The organism is Pseudomonas sp. P1_F7, assembly GCF_056405655.1.
On the sequence record NZ_JBFUBR010000011.1, the window covers coordinates 107,651 to 124,297 of the forward strand.

The following is a 16,647-nucleotide window of genomic DNA, read 5'->3' on the forward strand; positions in this document are numbered from 1 at the left end:
GTGCCGTGGTCCAGGCACCGGTCGTGATAAAGTCGCCGCCCACAGACCTTTTGCCGTGAGACGAAGACCGCAATGACCGATTTCCAGGATGTCGATGCTCAACTTGAAGACTGGAACGCCTTGCGCAACACCGCTTCGTTCAGTGGTTTGCTGGTGGGCAACGGTGCCAGTCGCGCGGTGTGGGACGATTTCGGCTACGAGTCGCTGTTCGAAAACGCCCGAACCGTTGAAGAAAAACCCCTGAGCCCGTCCGAGTTGAGCGTGTTCGATGCGATGCAGACCCGCAGTTTCGAGCAGGTACTGAGCGCACTGAAAACCACCAGCCGGGTCAACAAAGCCCTGGCTGTCAGCTCCGCCGCCCCGCGCAATCGCTACTACGCGATCAAGGAAGCGCTGATCAACACCGTGCATGCGGTGCATATCCCGTGGCGGCTGGTGGTGCCTTCGACGCTGGTTACCATCAATCAGGAACTGGCCAGTTACCGTACGGTGTTCACCACCAATTACGACCTGCTCAACTACTGGGCGGTGCAACACCAGCCTGAGGCAATCACCGATCTGTTCCAGGGGGCCGAACCCGCTTTCGACCTGAGCGACACGGCCACCGACAAAACCCGTTTGCTGTACCTGCACGGCGGTCTGCACCTGGTGCGCAACCAGGACGGCACGGCGCGCAAGCTGATGTCGACCGAGGGCACGTTGCTGGGCAATTTCGCCATCAACAACACCATCAAGACCCTCGACGACGTGCCGTTGTTTGTCAACGAAGGGCCGAGTGCGGACAAGCTCAAGACCATCCGCAGTTCGGACTATCTGTCGTTCTGCTACGAGCAATTACTCGGTCACGGCCAGGCGCTGTGCATCTTCGGCCATGCGTTGGGGGAGCAGGACAGTCACATCATCCACGCCTTGCGCCTGGCAAAGCCGCAGATGGTGGCGATCTCGATTTACCCGCGCAGCAAGGCGTTCATCCAGCACCAGAAGCGGCATTACGCGAAGGTGTTTGAGGGGACGGGGGTGGAGTTGCGGTTTTTTGACTCCAAGAGCCATGCGTTGGGTGGCCCGAAGCTCACGGTCCCTGTCGAGGTTTAGCGGCGACTGATATGACGCCATCGCGGGCAAGCCCGCTCCCACAGTGACCGGGTTCCTACAGGAGAAATGCAGTCAATTGTGGGGGCGAGCAGGCTCGCTCCCACAGGGATATCGGTGAAGTTGAAAGGCTGATTCAAAGCACCGGTAAGGTCTTGTCCTTGACCACCTTGGACGAGCCGTTGGCCTTCACGCTGGCGATGCCTTTTTCCATGGCGGCGGCAGAAGAATAGGCCTCGCTGCTGCCGATGATCTCGTGGTTACCGGCCTTGAGATTGAAATAAGGATGGCCATCCTTGGTGGTTTTCTTCTCGTAACGCTCATCCAGCGGGCTGTTGGCCTGGACCGAGGCGATGCCTTTGTCGGCGGCGGCGTGGGTGGTGTACAGCTCGCTGGTCAGAATGGTCTCGGCGTTGGCCGCCTTGAGGACAAACCTGAACTGGCCATTGCTGCTTTTGCTCACTTCATACCATCCGGACATGCTGTTTCTCCTTGGCGATTGAGAGGTTGCGCGCTTCAGAGTAAAGACCAAGCTGTTATGTCTGTCGCCTCCACTACCGCCATCGCGAGCAAGCTCGCTCCCACAGCAGATTTGTGTACACCAAACCATTGTGGGAGCGAGCTTGCTCGCGATGATGTCGACACTATGTCCCTTACTTCGCCGTCGCCCGCACCACCGACAACTCCGGCGCCGACGTCCGCCGCTGGCTCAGATAGCGCGTACAACTCACCCGCAAGAACGACGCAAAATTGACCACCTCGCCGCGATAGTCCATCACCTCTTCATACAGCTTGGCGATCAACTGATTGGTGGTCATGCCATCGACCTCGGCGATTTCGCTGAGGATGTCCCAGAACTGATTCTCCAGCCGCAGGGTGGTGACCACCCCGCAGATGCGCAGCGAGCGGGAGCGCGATTCGTAGAGTATCGGGTCGGCTTTGACGTACAGCTCGCACATGGACATGTCCCTCGTTACAGCGTGATTTTGGTACCCAGCAACCCCAGGAAACCGGCCAGCCAGTTCGGGTGCGCAGGCCAGGCCGGAGCCGTGGCCAGATTGCCCTGAACATGGCCGTCCGTCACCGGAATATCGATATACGTACCGCCCGCCAGTCGCACTTCCGGAGCACAGGCCGGATAAGCGCTGCATTCGCGACCTTCGAGAACACCCGCGGCCGCCAGCAACTGCGCGCCATGGCACACGGCGGCGATCGGCTTGCCGGCCTTGTCGAATGCACGCACCAGTTCCAGGACTTTTTCGTTCAGGCGCAGGTACTCCGGCGCACGGCCGCCGGGGATCAGCACCGCGTCGTAGTCGGCGGCGTTGACCTTGGCGAAATCGAAGTTGAGGGCAAACAGGTGACCGGGTTTTTCACTGTAGGTCTGGTCGCCTTCGAAGTCATGGATCGCTGTGCGCACGGTCTGGCCGGCGGCTTTGTCCGGGCAAACGGCGTGCACCGTGTGGCCGACCATCAGCAGCGCCTGGAACGGCACCATCACTTCATAGTCTTCGACGTAATCACCGACCAGCATCAGAATTTTTTTCGCAGCCATGGGGAGGACTCCTCTGGAAGTGGGCTTGCAGGAGTATTCAAGGTAGTCCGATTCCACAGGTGTGGGTAATAACCAGCTACTACCCTGTGGCGAAAACTGTACGGATATTTCTGTAGCCAGCTGTAAGCGCCAGAGCCCCGGGTTTATGGCTAGATAACACCACCTCCCATCCTCCACGATTCTGGTTGCCATCATGTCCTCGCGCGAAAACACCGGCATGGCCCTGGGCCTGCTCGGCGTTGTGATCTTCAGCCTCACCCTGCCCTTCACGCGGATCGTCGTGCAGGAGCTCCACCCGCTGCTCAACGGCCTGGGCCGGGCACTGTTTGCAGCGGTTCCGGCGGCGCTACTGTTGCTGTGGCGCCGGGAAAAATGGCCGACCTGGAAGCAGGTCAAAGGCCTGACGCTGGTGATGGCCGGGGTGATCCTCGGTTTCCCGGTATTGTCGGCCTGGGCCATGCAAACCTTGCCGGCGTCCCACGGTGCGCTGGTCAACGGTTTGCAGCCGCTGTGCGTTGCTCTGTACGCCGCGTGGTTGTCCCATGAACGGCCTTCGAAAGCCTTCTGGGCCTGCGCCGCATTGGGCAGTGCGTTGGTGCTCGGTTATGCACTGATCAGCGGTGCCGGCAGCATTCAGGCCGGTGACTTGCTGATGCTCGGCGCCATTGCCGTGGGCGGTTTGGGCTACGCCGAGGGAGGCCGACTGGCCAGGGAGATGGGTGGCTGGCAGGTGATCTGCTGGGCGCTGGTGCTGTCGACCCCGCTGCTGATCGGCCCGGTGGTGTATCTGGCGCTGCAACATCAGGGCGAGATTTCCGCCAAGACCTGGTGGGCCTTCGGTTATGTCTCGCTGTTTTCGCAGTTCATCGGCTTCTTCGCCTGGTACGCCGGGCTGGCCATGGGCGGCATTGCCCGGGTCAGCCAGATCCAGTTGCTGCAGATCTTCTTCACCATCGCCTTTTCGGCGTTGTTCTTCGGCGAACACATCGAACCGATCACCTGGGTGTTCGCGGCCGGCGTCATCGTGACGGTGATGCTGGGGCGCAAGACCGCGGTGCGCCCGGCGCAACCGGGCACGTTACCGGCCGGAATTCAGCTCAAACCTTAGCCGCGAGGAAACCATCGGCGAGCAGCAGGGTTTCCAGGCAATGCTCGCTGATGTGATAGAAATCCTTCAGCTCCTGAATTTTCGCCAGCAACTGGGCCGGGTCCACCGGCTCGGCGCGTTTGACCGCCAGGATCATCTTGTTCTTGTTGGTGTGGTCCAGCGAGATGAACTCGAACACCTTGGTCTCGTAGCCGCAGGCCTCAAGGAACAGTGCGCGCAAACTGTCGGTGACCATTTCCGCCTGCTGGCCCAGGTGCAGGCCGTATTGCAGCATCGGCTTGAGAAGCGCCGGGCTCTGGATTTGCAGGCGGATCTGTTTGTGGCAGCACGGCGAGCACATGATGATCGCCGCGCCGGAACGAATGCCGGTGTGGATCGCATAGTCAGTGGCGATATCGCAGGCATGCAGGGCGATCATCACGTCCAGCTCGCTCGGCGCCACGCTACGCACGTCACCGCACTTGAACACCAGGCCGGGGTGTTCAAGCCTGGCGGCGGCGGTGTTGCACAGGGTGACCATGTCTTCACGCAGCTCGACGCCGGTCACCTCACCTTCGGCCTTCAAGGTGTTGCGCAGGTAATCGTGGATGGCGAAGGTCAGGTAGCCCTTGCCCGATCCGAAGTCCGCCACACGCACCGGCTTGTCCAGCGCCAGGGGTGACGAGGTCAGCGCATGGCTGAACACTTCGATGAACTTGTTGATCTGCTTCCACTTGCGCGACATCGCCGGGATCAGCTCATGCTGCTTGTTGGTCACCCCCAGGTCGGCGAGAAACGGCCGGCTCAGGTCAAGAAAACGGTTTTTCTCACGGTTGTGCTCGGCCGATGGCACTTCGCGCAATTGCTGAGGTTGGCTCTTGAACAGCGATGACTTGCCCTTTTTGCTGTATTCAAGCTGGGCTTCGTCGGTCAACGACAACAAATGCGCATTTTTGAACGACGCCGGCAGCAGCCCGGCAATGCTCGCCACGCCTTCGGCCAGCGGCAGGTTCTTGGTGATATCGCGAGTCTTGTAGCGGTAGACGAAGGACAGGCATGGCTGCGCCTTGACCGTCACCGGTTTGATGATGATCCGCTGCAGGTCCGTTTCATCGCCCACGTACCTGGCCAGCACCAGTTTGATGAACGCATTGTGCTCGATACTGGTTTGCAGCAGGTCGATGAACTGGGCGTGATGATCCGGCGCGAGGCTGGCGGGAGTGGCGGTGACGGACATGGAAAAACGGCCTCGGCAATGCGAATCGGGGAATGCCGGGTATTTTAGGGGGGACGAGGGTTTTGGGCACGGGGTAATTTTGCGCCAGGTCCCGTTCCCGCCGATCGGGACCTGAATCCAACCGTCGCTACCTCAGGGCTCCACCAGCCGAAGTTTGCGATTGGTCGGAGAGTTAATGACGAACTTGACGATYAACCCTACCGGCACCGCCCACGTCAGACCGTTGGCCGGATCAGTGACCACGGCAACAGTTTCGGAACTTGCAGCCAGATCCAGACGTCGGCGATCGTTGCTGCATTTGAGTAATCCATACGCGTGGCTGACCAGTCGCTCCGCCTGGTGCATCGGCATATCCAGACTCTGCAAATGCCTCACCGCACGGCAGAACAGCACCTGATCATCAATCACACCCTCGCCTTCATGACGGGCCAGAAACGCCTGCGCTATGGTCAATAGTTCCTCATTCAAATGGGCCTGTTCATCCACCTCCTTCATGCTCAAGACTCCTGTTGCACTTGCTCTGCCGGAGCACTCTCGGCGACAGGCCGCGCGGCGCGACGCAAGTCAGGTCCGGCGCACGGCAGGTGCACGGCCGGATTGGGCATGCCACTGGGCGAAAGTTCATGGGTCATTTCGAACTCGGCCCGTACCGACCAGCCGCAGGCCTCCGACGTACATTGCAGGTACGCCACCCGCAGGAAAATATGCCGCCCTTCGCTGGTACGTATGCGCATCCGGCTCAAGCAGTGCGGGCACACCATCTTGTAAGTACTCATACTTGCTTCCCTTGGGCCATCCGGTGGTAATCGAATTGATCAAACGCAATACTGTTTGAAACACAATTCGTAAAAGACCGGCGCTGCAAATAACGTCCGCCAGACAAAAGGAAGTGCAACGGGCGGACACGTAATAGATACGAGCCAAGCTCGTAGGAAATCACCCTGATACCATTAGGAAGTTTCGACATCGTATTCTTCTGATTCATAGTTGATGATTGATTACTTACAAGAAAAAAAGTACTCATTACGCATACGTTAAGCACTCAAAAAGCATATGTCAAAAGGAAGAGGCTCAAATTGCGTAGCAAAAAATCACAAGCTGTCTTGGCCCGACTGAAGCAGATTACAGGCACAAAAACTGACGTATCCCTGTCTTCTGCGCTACAGATCAGCCCGCAGACACTCAGTAGCTGGAAAGGCCGCGACAGTACACCATACTCATTATGCGTAGATATTGCGCAGGCTCGCGGCATCTCCCTTGACTGGTTGCTGCTGGGCGAAGGGCCGATGTTGCGACAAGCGCTTGCCAATGCGCCTGCAAATGTTGCGGAAACTACAACAACGCAGGAAAACACCATCCTTTCGCTGTGGCGATTGCTTGATGAGGATGACCGCTGCGCAATACAAACTGCATTGGAGGAAAAGCGACGCCTGCGGGATCTGGAAACACAACTTTCGGAAATGGCCGCTATCCTGGCAACACTTAAACACTCGAACAAAACTTAACGTGAAATCCGAAGTTTCAATGCTTGAAGGCATGCCACAAAACAATAATGTTGCCACCACTGCGAACAATCATTACGCATGAAAAAACACTCACCACTGCATGCCATGGGCTCACCGGCAGGAATGTCAGCAATACATCGATGCCGGCAAGGCAAAACACTCCGCCACACAGGCTGATCAATATCCTGTCGCGCCAGCTATAACGCTGCTCGTCGCGCTGGTAACACGCCAGCCTGAACGCACTGATCAGGTGAGCCACGCCTGCCACCCACACTAGAACCGCCATCTCATGGGTCATTGCCCTCGCCCTCTGAGATGACGAAGGATGTCACCGAGGCCGGCACCATCGATCCACTGCATGAGCTTGATGCTGATGGGAATAACGATCAGTGCGCAAAGAAAAGCTGTTACGCCTTCTGTCAGAAAAGGCGCCAGCGGATGTGCGACTGGCGTAAAGAGGTAACCGACTCCTGCAGACAGCAACCAGGAACCGATGCGTTGCCAGGCCTTGAAATTGGCGCGAGTGGTGGTGACCAGCCACGCCCCAAGCGTCGCACCGAACAGGACTTCTCCATCGATAACCGGCAACGTCGCAATACCCAACCCCACCATGAGCCCGCTGATACTGCTGTAGGTCGAATCAGTCAGGCTCATGCGCACCTCGCGCAACGACCGAATCCACGATGATCGCACCCGACTCGATCGCCTTGAGCAAGGCGTAACCGCGAGAGCTGGCGTCGAACTTTCGGCGAATATTGGCGAAGTGAAAATTGACGGTAGATTCCGTGCAGTTCTCGATCAGGGCGATTTCCCAGGAAGTCTTGCCCTTGAAACACCACATCAGGATTTGTGTTTCTTTCGCCGTCAGCTTCGCCGTTGGTGTACTTCCCTCTCCGCCGTGAGCTACCCGTGCCAAAGAGTCATTCGATTGTTGGCTTGACATAAGAATCCCTCTTCGCGGGAACACCCGTCGCTGGGCGTCCACTGTTAGAGAGAAATACTGACGACAAGGCCGAACCCGAACAATTAACTGGAGTTGTAGCGGCGAGCGCTACACAACGCCACCACGGCAAGACTTAGCCGAGCACCACCAACCGGTTCGGCAACTCATTGCGCACATGGGTCACTGGCACATGTACCTTGAGCAACTCGCCACAGGCTTCGATGCAGCTGACAAACCCTTGCAGCGTCTGCCCCTGCTTCACCTGCTGGGTAAAAGTGGCGACGATCGCGTCCCAGTTCTTGTTGTCCAGCCGGCTGGAAATCCCTTCATCGACCAGGATCTCCACATAGCGTTCGGCCTCGGAAACGAAAATCAGCACGCCGGTGCTGCCCTCGGTGTGGTGCAGGTTCTGCTCCAGGAACTGCCGGCGCGCCAGGTTCGAGGCGCGCCAGTGGCGCACCGAACGCGGGATCAGATGGGTGGTGACTTTCGGCAGGCGGAACACCAGGCACAGCACGATGAAGATGGCCCATTGCACCAGCAGCAGGCTGTGCAGGGTCAGCCAACCGGTGAAGTAATGCACGATGCCCGGCACCAGCAGCGCCAGCAGGCTGGCCCACAGCAGCGGGATGTACGCATAGTCGTCGGCGCGGGCCGCGAGCACGGTCACCAGCTCTGCATCGGTATCGCGCTCGACCCGGGCAATGGCCTCGGCCACCTTGCGTTGTTCGTGTTCAGTCAGTAATGCCATGTCGTGAAGTGCCTGCTCGTTTTTATTATCACCAGCCGCCGGACGAACCGCCCCCGCCGAAACTGCCCCCGCCGCCGCTGAAGCCTCCCCCTCCACCGCCGCCGCCAAACCCACCACCGCCAAAGCCGCCCCCGGATCCACCGGAGCCGCCCCGACCGGCAGGAAGGATACCGAGCATCTGGCACACAAAAACAGTCAGGATGAGCAACATCACCAAAAACACGAACAAGCCGGGGTGCCTTGCGACGAAATCGTCCCCCGGCTCGCCTCTGGATTCATACGCCGTGGAGGGTTCGTCCAGGGGGTTACCGCCCAGCACCACCAGCATCGCCGCCACGCCGTCACTGATGCCCTTACTGAAATTGCCGGTCTTGAATGACGGGGTGATGACCTGGTTGATGATCACCGAGCTCTGGGCATCGGTCAGACGATCCTCCAGGCCGTAACCGACTTCGATACGCAACCGGCGCTCGTCCCGGGCAATGATCAGCAAGGCGCCGTTGTTCTTGTCCTTCTGCCCGATGCCCCAGTGGCGACCGAGTTGGTAACCAAAGTCGGCGATGTCGGTGCCTTGCAAATCCGGCAAAGTCACTACCACAAGCTGCTCGCCGGTGGCTTGCTCATGGGCCTGAAGTTGTTGGGTGAGCTGCTGGCGCACCGATGGCTCGATCATCTGCGCATCGTCGACCACCCGCCCGGTCAGCGCCGGAAAGCTCAGTTCGGCCCGGGCAGCGATCGCCACCACCCACAACAACAGCAACAGGCCTGTTTTCAGGACGCGCATTGACAACCTCTTGCGTGGTGACGCCAATTCACATTGTTTAGAATTTGACCTCGGGGGCCTTTTCCGAACCCGGCGTGGCTTCGAAGGTCTCGCGCACCGGCAGGTCGCTGTACATCACGGTGTGCCACAGGCGACCGGGGAACGTGCGGATCTCGGTGTTGTACTTCTGCACCGCGAGGATGAAATCGCGCCGGGCCACGCTGATGCGGTTCTCGGTGCCTTCAAGCTGCGATTGCAAGGTGAGGAAGTTCTGGTTGGCCTTGAGGTCCGGATAACGCTCGGAGACCACCATCAACCGGCTCAAGGCGCCGCTGAGCTGGTCCTGGGCCTGTTGGTACTGCTTGAGCTTTTCCGGGTTGTCGAGGGTCGAAGCATCCACCTGAATCGACGTGGCCTTGGCCCGGGCCTCAATGACCGCCGTCAGTGTCTCTTCTTCATGCTTGGCGTAGCCCTTGACGGTCTCCACCAGGTTGGGAATCAGATCGGCACGGCGCTGATACTGGTTCTGCACCTGGCCCCAGGCGGCCTTGGCCTGTTCGTCGAGGGTCGGGATGTTGTTGATGCCGCAGGCGGTCAGCAACGTGGCCAGCATCAGCAGCGTGAGGATCTGTAAACGCGGACGGTAGGTTGGACTTACATTCATCAGGGTGATGCTCCCTTGTACATTTCATGAAAAAACCGACCGTGAAACCTCCTGGACCGGCTCTTGGGGCATAATCGCCCGCGCCTCTGGATTGCAACGGGCCGATGGGCTAAAAAGAGGCCCTGCGCGAAAACGCATCCACCATCTGGCTGTGTTTTTTTGGCTCTGGTCTTTTGAGCCGGCACCCGAACAACAATAGACGCTCCCTAAATTTTGGCTGGCCGGCGTGTACATCGCCGTTTGGGCCCTTGAGAAAACTATTCATGAAGAAGCTGTGTTTGCTGGGCCTGTTCGTCAGCCTGGCCAGTCATAACGTATTGGCCGCCACGACGCCCGCACCCCTGGAGAACAAGGAAGCCTTCGTCAGCAACCTGATGAAGCAAATGACCCTCGATGAAAAAATCGGTCAGCTGCGCCTGATCAGCATCGGCCCGGAAATGCCTCGCGAAATGATCCGCAAGGAAATCGCGGCGGGCAACATCGGCGGTACGTTCAACTCGATCACCCGCCCGGAAAACCGGCCGATGCAGGACGCGGCCATGCGCAGCCGCCTGAAGATCCCGATGTTCTTCGCCTACGACGTGATCCACGGCCACCGCACTATTTTCCCGATCCCGCTGGCCCTGGCCTCGAGCTGGGACATGGACGCCATCGGCCTGTCCGGGCGCATCGCCGCCAAGGAAGCCGCGGCTGACAGCCTCGACATCACCTTCGCACCGATGGTCGACATCTCCCGCGACCCGCGCTGGGGCCGTACGTCCGAAGGCTTCGGCGAAGACACCTACCTGGTGTCGCGGATTGCCGGCGTGATGGTCAAGGCGTTCCAGGGCACCGGCGCCAACGCGGCCGACAGCATCATGGCCAGCGTCAAGCACTTCGCCCTGTACGGCGCGGTCGAGGGTGGTCGCGACTACAACGTGGTCGACATGAGCCCGGTCAAGATGTACCAGGACTACCTGCCGCCGTACCGTGCCGCCATCGATGCCGGCGCTGGCGGGGTTATGGTCGCGCTGAACTCGATCAACGGTGTGCCGGCCACGGCCAACACCTGGCTGATGAACGACCTGCTGCGCAAGGAGTGGGGCTTCAAGGGCCTGGCGGTCAGCGACCATGGGGCGATATTCGAGCTGATCAAGCACGGCGTTGCCGCCGACGGTCGCGAAGCGGCGAAGCTGGCGATCAAGGCCGGCATCCACATGAGTATGAACGACACCCTGTACGGCAAAGAGCTGCCAGGGCTGCTGAAGTCCGGCGAGATCCAGCAGAGCGATATCGACAACGCCGTGCGTGCGGTACTGGGCGCCAAGTACGACATGGGCCTGTTCAAGGACCCGTACCTGCGCATCGGCAAGGCCGAGGATGACCCGGTTGACACCTACGCCGACAGCCGCCTGCACCGTGCCGAGGCCCGTGATGTGGCACGCCGCAGCCAGGTGCTGCTGAAAAACCGCAACGAAACCCTGCCGCTGAAGAAGACCGCGAAAATCGCCCTGGTCGGTCCGCTGGCCAAGGCCCCCATCGACATGATGGGCAGCTGGGCTGCCGCCGGTAAGCCGGCGCAGTCGGTGACCCTGTTCGATGGCATGACCAACGCCCTGGGCGACAAGTCGACACTGATTTACGCCCGTGGCGCCAACATCACCAGCGACAAGAACATCCTCGGCTACCTGAACTTCCTCAACTTCGACGCCCCGGAAGTGGTGGATGATCCGCGCCCGGCGAACGTGCTGATCGACGAAGCGGTGAAAGCAGCCAAGGATGCTGATGTGGTCGTCGCCGCCGTCGGCGAGTCCCGTGGCATGTCCCACGAATCGTCGAGCCGCACCGACCTGAACATCCCGGAAAACCAGCGCGAGCTGATCCGTGCCCTGAAAGCCACCGGCAAACCGCTGGTACTGGTGTTGATGAACGGCCGCCCGCTGACGATCCTCGAGGAGAAGGAACAGGCTGACGCGATCCTGGAAACCTGGTTCACCGGCACCGAGGGCGGCAACGCCATCGCCGATGTGCTGTTCGGCGACTACAACCCGTCGGGCAAACTGCCGATCAGTATCCCGCGTTCGGTGGGCCAGATTCCGACCTACTACAACCACCTGACCATTGGCCGGCCGTTCACCCCGGGCAAACCGGGCAACTACACCTCGCAATATTTCGATGACACCACAGGTCCCCTGTACCCGTTCGGCTATGGCCTGAGCTACACCGAGTTCAGCCTGAGCGACATGGCCCTGTCGTCGACCACGCTGAACAAGACCGGCAAGCTCGACGCCAGCGTCACGGTGAAAAACACCGGCAAGCGTGATGGCGAAACCGTGGTGCAACTGTACATCCAGGACGTGGCCGGCTCGATGATCCGCCCGATCAAGGAACTGAGAAACTTCCAGAAAGTAATGGTCAAGGCTGGCGAGCAGAAAGTCGTGCACTTCACCATCACCGAGGACGACCTGAAGTTCTACAACACCCAACTCAAGTACGTGGCGGAACCGGGCAAGTTCAACGTGCAGATCGGCCTGGATTCAGAGGACGTGACGCAGCAGAGTTTTGAGTTGCTCTAATACCGAGACACCGCAATAACCCTGTGGGAGCGAGCTTGCTCGCGATGAGGCCATGACATCCAACATCTCAGTTGACTGTTCGGCCGCTATCGCGAGCAAGCTCGCTCCCACAGTGGTTTTCAGTGTTCGGAGAATCGGGGTCAACCCCTTCGATCCAACAGATTCACCACCACCCGATCCACCCATCCCCACACCCGCTGCTTGACCCGCCGCCACAATGGCCGACGCTTCCATTCTTCCAGGCTAACTTGCTGGCTCAGGGCGAAGTCGTGCTCGAAACTCGCGGCCACCGCTCGGGTCAACCCGGGGTCCAGCGCTTCCAGATTGGCTTCCAGGTTGAAGCGCAGATTCCAGTGATCGAAGTTGCACGAGCCGATGCTCACCCAGTCATCGATCAGGACCATTTTCAGGTGCAGGAAACACGGTTGGTACTCGAAGATCTTCACCCCGGCCTTGAGCAGTCGCGGGTAGTAACGATGCCCGGCGTAGCGCACAGATGGGTGATCGGTACGAGGTCCGGTCAGCAACAACCGCACATCGACGCCACGGGCAGCCGCCCGGCGCAGGGAACGGCGGACTTTCCAGGTCGGCAAAAAGTACGGCGTGGCCAGCCAGATCCGTCGATGGCCGCTGTTCAAGGCGCGCACCAGCGATTGCAGAATGTCCCGGTGTTGACGGGCGTCGGCATACGCCACCCGGCCCATGCCCTCGCCTATCGACGGCACCCGTGGCAGGCGCGGCAATCCGAAATGTGAGGCCGGGCGCCAGGCACGTCGATGGCGGTTGGCGATCCATTGCCGGTCGAACAGCAACTGCCAGTCGAGCACCAGCGGCCCGGTGATTTCCACCATCACCTCATGCCATTCGCTGACGTCTTCCCCCGGGGTCCAGAACTCGTCGGTGACACCGGTGCCGCCGACGACTGCCAGGCTCTGGTCAACCAGCAACAATTTACGGTGATCACGGTAGAAGTTGCCGACCCAGCGCCGCCAGCTCAGGCGATTGTAGAAACGCAGTTCCACCCCGGCGGCCATCAGCCGCTGACGCAAGGTCAGGGTAAAAGCGAGGCTGCCGTAATCATCGAACAGGCAACGCACCCGCACACCGCGCTCGGCGGCTTGCACCAGCGCCTGGACCATGGCTTCGGCACAGGCACCGGCCTCGACCAGATACAACTCCAGCTCAACCTGTTCTTCGGCGCGGGCAATCGCCACCAGCATCCGCGGGAAAAACTGCGGACCGTCGACCAGCAGTTCGAAGTGGTTGCCTTCGCGCCAGGGAAAAATCGCTCCGGCCATGTCAGCGCGCCGTGAAAATCAGCACCGCACCCACCGGAACTGAGAGACTGATAGCCGATAAACCGGCCAGTTTGCGCAACGCTTCCAGGCCGGGAGCCAAATCGAAATCTTCGGCGTTGATCACCAGCGGTTCGAGAGTCACCACTTGAAAGCGTCGGTCATCGAGACGGGTCGCCAGCAGTTCGGCATGGTACTCGTGTTGTTTGCCGTGCAGGTCGACCGTCAGCAGCAGGCGCAACTCCAGCTGTGCGCCGGGAGCGAGGTCGTTGATCGGGCGCAGATCGATTTTCGTGGTGATCAAGGCGTCAGGAAACCGGTCGATCTGGAACAGTTCCTTGCGCATGCGCTCATCGCGCAACGGGATGCCGCTGTTGATCGACTCCAGCTCGACTTCCACCTGAGCCAGCCCCTCGGGATCGACCTTGCCGTGCAACACCAGAAAGCGCTGCACTTCGGAGACATTGGCGTTTTTGGTGCTGACGAATGACAGACGCGAGGACTCACCATCCAGGTACCAATCGGCACGGGCCGACAACGCGGCACCGGCCAACAGCAGGAAAGCGAGGGTTTGAGGGGTGGAACGCTTGAACATAGAGACTCGTGGGGCAGATAAACCTGTGCTGAACCTTAACCGGCCTTCAGCGCATTGCAAGCCGTCTATTACGCCAAACCTGCCTTTGTGGCGAGGGAGCCCTCGCCAGGCCTCACAATTTCATCGCAGTCAGGGTTGCAAGCGACAGCCCTGACGTTCACCGATCCACACGGCACTGTTGCTGCGCCCCATGCCGCTGACCGTTACGCGCTTGCCGGCCGGGTCATCGGAAAAGCCGCTGGCGGGCAGCCACTGTTGCACATAACGGTGGCAATACTCGGTGTCGTTACCCATCACATAGCGGCACGAGCAATACTCCTTGGCGGTGTAAGCGCTGATGATGTCGGGAAACGCCCACAGCGCCACCCGTTCGTGCCAGATCCAGCCGAGCAAGGCGATCAGCAGGATCAGCAACAGGGAACTGACCGGTCGACGGCGAATGAAACCGGTCATGGCTGCACCTTCCCGGCAAACGCCTTGAGCGTGAGTCTGAGCAATTCGTTGTGCCGGTAACTGCCGTCGCGGTCATCGCCATAGCGGACGATCACCAGCTGTTCACTGGGGATCACATACATCGCCTGCCCCCAATGACCCAGTGCGGCGAAGGTATCGACCGGGGCATCGGGCCAGGGTCGTGTCGCGCCCTCGACAGCTCGATTGAGCCACCACTGACCGCCGGGGACGGCATCGTCTTGGTGTGCGTGATAGTGAGCGAACGGCTCGCGATTGAATGCCACCCAATCCTTGGGCAGCAGTTGCTTGTCTGCCCAGCGACCCTCGCGGGCCATCAACAGACCGACCCGGGCCAGATCCCGTGCCGTGAGGTAGGCATAGGACGAAGCGACGAAAGTGCCCGTGGCATCGGTTTCCCAAACCGCGTGGCGAATGCCCAGCGGCTCGAACAGCGCAGTCCACGGATAGTCGGGATAGCGGCCGGGGTCGACGATGGTTTTCAGCGCGGCGGACAACAGGTTGCTGTCACCGCTGGAGTAGCGAAAAGCCTGGCCCGGCGCCGCATAAGCATCATGGGCCGCGGTAAATGCGGCCATGTCGCGGTGACCGCGGGTGTAAAGCATGGCCACCACCGAAGACTTCAGCGGTGCGTATTCGTAGTCTTCTTGCCAGTCGATGCCCGAGGCCCAGTGCAGCAGGTCGGCCATGGTCATGTCGGGGTGTTTTTGCAGGGGCGGATAAAACTTCGCCACCGGGTCAGCGAGTTTGAACAAGCCTTCGCCATAGGCCACACCAAGGACCGTAGCCATCAGGCTCTTACTGATCGACCAGGTCAGGTGCGGTGTCTCGGCCGTCGTCGGACCGGCGTAGCGTTCGTAGATCAACTGGCCGTCGCGGATCACCAGCAAGGCATCGGTGCGAATGCCCTGGCGAGTGGTGTCATCGCGGGGTGGGAAGGCGTAGGCCTTCAGGGCTTGAAGCGCCGGCCCGGTCGGTGTCGGGGCGGTCACCCATTGCTCGGCGGGCCAGTTTTCGGCCTGGGCCGTGAGGCTGAGCAACAGCAGGAAAATCAGGGACAAGCCTTTGGGCATGGCGGGGGCTCACAGGGAATAACCGGGTCAGCCTAGCCCAGTTAAATGACACTCACGCGACCCTAGTAGGAGCTGCCGAAGGCTGCCAATGCCTTCACCAACCTCTTCCCCCGAGCCCCCGCCGCCAACTCCATCACTGCCTGATCCCGCTGCCACATCACCGCCCACTCTTGAGGCCCTCCGGCCAGTGCCTCATTCACCTCAGCCTTGAGCCCCTCGAACTGTGCAAACAACCCGCCAAGCACCACATGCCCGGCCAGACTGGTCGGTGGCTGGCGGCTGGTTTCCGCACACCCCGCCAACAACCCCAGCAACCGCAGTTGCAAGCCTTGCGGCCAATCACATTCCTGGCCGACGCCATACAACCACGCCGTCATGGCGCTCAGTACATAGATGTCTTCCAGTGTGCGGAACGGTTTGATGTAGGCGTCCCAACCATCCCCTGCGAGCAACTCGCACAGCGCGTTATCCAGAAACAAGCGGCCATGGCTGATGTCCGGCATCAACGGGATCGCCGCCAGTTTTTCCACCCGCACACCCGGCTCATCGCGATAGATCACCGCCAGGCTCAAGCGTGGATTGGCACCGGGCTCCTCGCTGCGCGCCGCCACCAGCAGCCAGTCGGCGGCATTACCGGCGGTGACGAAATCCTTGCGTCCGCTCAGGCGCAAACCGCTCAGTCGGGTTTGCATGTCGGCCGGGCGCAGGCTGCGCTGTTCGGTGGCGCACAACGCGCCGAGGCTCAGCGGCGCGCTCGGCCAGAGCATGCGCAAGGCCGCCTGATACCCCACCAGAAACGCCAGCCCCGGCGTCGCCATCAACCGCCCGCCAAGCACGGCCAATTCGAACGGAGTGACCGTACCCAACTGCTGCAACAAGGTCGCGAAACCTTCAGCCAGATCCGGGTTGGCGGGCAAGCGATCACGGCGGTTCAGCAGGGTTTGCCAGGGCATAAGAGGCTCCTTGTGGGCTGTCATATAAGCATCACCAAAGCTTAATGGCGATGACACCGGGGCTACATAGCCTGACTTTGCACAACACGGCTAGACAAAGAAAGTCGATTC

At 60.2% G+C, this 16,647-nt stretch carries 21 protein-coding genes; 4 read left to right on the forward strand and 17 right to left on the reverse strand.

The genetic code is table 11. The features are described from left to right. The first annotated feature begins 72 nt into the window (after positions 1-72). A complete protein-coding gene (locus AC1D1M_RS17640; RefSeq protein WP_477776649.1) occupies positions 73-1,092 on the forward strand; it encodes a DUF4917 family protein in 1,020 nt (339 codons plus the stop codon). A 133-nt stretch (positions 1,093-1,225) separates the two neighbouring features. Here AC1D1M_RS17640 and AC1D1M_RS17645 read toward each other — a convergent pair whose 3' ends face one another. The 3 genes from AC1D1M_RS17645 to AC1D1M_RS17655 all read right to left on the reverse strand — a co-directional run bounded on the left by AC1D1M_RS17645 (position 1,226) and on the right by AC1D1M_RS17655 (position 2,644). After that, on the reverse strand, positions 1,226-1,570 hold the full coding sequence (locus tag AC1D1M_RS17645; RefSeq protein ID WP_477776650.1) for a YegP family protein: 345 nt from the start codon (positions 1,568-1,570) through the stop codon (positions 1,226-1,228). A 172-nt stretch (positions 1,571-1,742) separates the two neighbouring features. Further along, on the reverse strand, positions 1,743-2,048 hold the full coding sequence (locus AC1D1M_RS17650) for a ribbon-helix-helix domain-containing protein (protein ID WP_477756053.1): 306 nt from the start codon (positions 2,046-2,048) through the stop codon (positions 1,743-1,745). Positions 2,049-2,062: 14 nt separating this feature from the next. Beyond that, positions 2,063-2,644 carry a DJ-1/PfpI family protein gene (locus AC1D1M_RS17655; protein ID WP_008051822.1) on the reverse strand — a complete coding sequence of 194 codons (582 nt, stop codon included), beginning with the start codon at positions 2,642-2,644 and terminating at the stop codon, positions 2,063-2,065. Between the two features lie 193 nt (positions 2,645-2,837). Between AC1D1M_RS17655 and AC1D1M_RS17660 the strand changes: the two genes are divergently transcribed. After that, positions 2,838-3,752, forward strand: coding sequence for a DMT family transporter (locus AC1D1M_RS17660; protein WP_477776651.1), 915 nt, complete (start codon positions 2,838-2,840; stop codon positions 3,750-3,752). On the opposite strand, the gene AC1D1M_RS17665 is transcribed toward AC1D1M_RS17660, so the two are convergent. The 3 genes from AC1D1M_RS17665 to AC1D1M_RS17675 all read right to left on the reverse strand — a co-directional run bounded on the left by AC1D1M_RS17665 (position 3,742) and on the right by AC1D1M_RS17675 (position 5,744). Beyond that, positions 3,742-4,968, reverse strand: a complete 1,227-nt coding sequence (locus tag AC1D1M_RS17665) for a class I SAM-dependent methyltransferase (protein ID WP_477776652.1) — start codon at positions 4,966-4,968, stop codon at positions 3,742-3,744. The two genes, AC1D1M_RS17660 and AC1D1M_RS17665, sit on opposite strands and share 11 nt — an antisense overlap. A gap of 132 nt (positions 4,969-5,100) precedes the next feature. Next, positions 5,101-5,463, reverse strand: a complete 363-nt coding sequence (locus AC1D1M_RS17670; protein ID WP_477776653.1) for a hypothetical protein — start codon at positions 5,461-5,463, stop codon at positions 5,101-5,103. A gap of 2 nt (positions 5,464-5,465) precedes the next feature. After that, on the reverse strand, positions 5,466-5,744 hold the full coding sequence (locus tag AC1D1M_RS17675) for an Ogr/Delta-like zinc finger protein (protein ID WP_477776654.1): 279 nt from the start codon (positions 5,742-5,744) through the stop codon (positions 5,466-5,468). A gap of 300 nt (positions 5,745-6,044) precedes the next feature. On the opposite strand from AC1D1M_RS17675, the gene AC1D1M_RS17680 reads away from it, so the two are divergent. Continuing rightward, a complete protein-coding gene (locus AC1D1M_RS17680) occupies positions 6,045-6,473 on the forward strand; it encodes a helix-turn-helix domain-containing protein (RefSeq protein ID WP_477776655.1) in 429 nt (142 codons plus the stop codon). 16 nt (positions 6,474-6,489) lie between these two features. Here the strand turns inward: AC1D1M_RS17680 and AC1D1M_RS17685 are convergent, their stop codons facing one another. From AC1D1M_RS17685 to AC1D1M_RS17710, 6 genes are all read right to left on the reverse strand, one after another. Beyond that, complete coding sequence (locus AC1D1M_RS17685) at positions 6,490-6,771, reverse strand: phage holin family protein (RefSeq protein WP_477776656.1); 282 nt, start codon at positions 6,769-6,771, stop codon at positions 6,490-6,492. Continuing rightward, positions 6,768-7,127 carry a putative holin gene (locus AC1D1M_RS17690; RefSeq protein ID WP_477776657.1) on the reverse strand — a complete coding sequence of 120 codons (360 nt, stop codon included), beginning with the start codon at positions 7,125-7,127 and terminating at the stop codon, positions 6,768-6,770. The genes AC1D1M_RS17685 and AC1D1M_RS17690 overlap by 4 nt, the downstream gene beginning before the upstream one ends. Then, positions 7,114-7,416, reverse strand: a complete 303-nt coding sequence (locus AC1D1M_RS17695) for a helix-turn-helix transcriptional regulator (protein WP_477776658.1) — start codon at positions 7,414-7,416, stop codon at positions 7,114-7,116. Before AC1D1M_RS17695 ends, AC1D1M_RS17690 begins: the two co-directional genes overlap by 14 nt. Positions 7,417-7,549: 133 nt before the next feature. Next, positions 7,550-8,167: a TPM domain-containing protein gene (locus tag AC1D1M_RS17700; protein WP_477776659.1), complete on the reverse strand. Its 618-nt coding sequence runs from the start codon at positions 8,165-8,167 to the stop codon at positions 7,550-7,552. Between the two features lie 28 nt (positions 8,168-8,195). After that, a complete protein-coding gene (locus tag AC1D1M_RS17705) occupies positions 8,196-8,951 on the reverse strand; it encodes a TPM domain-containing protein (protein WP_477776660.1) in 756 nt (251 codons plus the stop codon). A 37-nt stretch (positions 8,952-8,988) separates the two neighbouring features. Next, on the reverse strand, positions 8,989-9,594 hold the full coding sequence (locus AC1D1M_RS17710) for a LemA family protein (protein WP_477776661.1): 606 nt from the start codon (positions 9,592-9,594) through the stop codon (positions 8,989-8,991). 263 nt (positions 9,595-9,857) lie between these two features. Here AC1D1M_RS17710 and bglX point away from each other — a divergent pair, with 263 nt between their 5' ends. Beyond that, the gene (gene bglX, locus AC1D1M_RS17715; protein ID WP_477776662.1) at positions 9,858-12,149 is read left to right on the forward strand and encodes a beta-glucosidase BglX; all 2,292 of its coding nucleotides are present in this window, start codon (positions 9,858-9,860) and stop codon (positions 12,147-12,149) included. Positions 12,150-12,289: 140 nt separating this feature from the next. On the opposite strand, the gene AC1D1M_RS17720 is transcribed toward bglX, so the two are convergent. From AC1D1M_RS17720 to AC1D1M_RS17740, 5 genes are all read right to left on the reverse strand, one after another. Further along, entirely contained in the window at positions 12,290-13,447 is a 1,158-nt protein-coding gene (locus tag AC1D1M_RS17720) for a phospholipase D-like domain-containing protein (RefSeq protein WP_477776663.1), read from the reverse strand. A 1-nt stretch (position 13,448) separates the two neighbouring features. After that, positions 13,449-14,039, reverse strand: coding sequence for a YceI family protein (locus AC1D1M_RS17725; RefSeq protein ID WP_477776664.1), 591 nt, complete (start codon positions 14,037-14,039; stop codon positions 13,449-13,451). Between the two features lie 129 nt (positions 14,040-14,168). Continuing rightward, positions 14,169-14,492, reverse strand: coding sequence for an amidase (locus AC1D1M_RS17730; protein WP_477776665.1), 324 nt, complete (start codon positions 14,490-14,492; stop codon positions 14,169-14,171). After that, positions 14,489-15,583 carry a serine hydrolase domain-containing protein gene (locus tag AC1D1M_RS17735; RefSeq protein ID WP_477776666.1) on the reverse strand — a complete coding sequence of 365 codons (1,095 nt, stop codon included), beginning with the start codon at positions 15,581-15,583 and terminating at the stop codon, positions 14,489-14,491. Before AC1D1M_RS17735 ends, AC1D1M_RS17730 begins: the two co-directional genes overlap by 4 nt. 62 nt (positions 15,584-15,645) lie before the next feature. Continuing rightward, positions 15,646-16,536: an acyl-CoA dehydrogenase middle domain-containing protein gene (locus AC1D1M_RS17740; RefSeq protein ID WP_477776667.1), complete on the reverse strand. Its 891-nt coding sequence runs from the start codon at positions 16,534-16,536 to the stop codon at positions 15,646-15,648. Between the last annotated feature and the right edge of the window lie 111 nt (positions 16,537-16,647).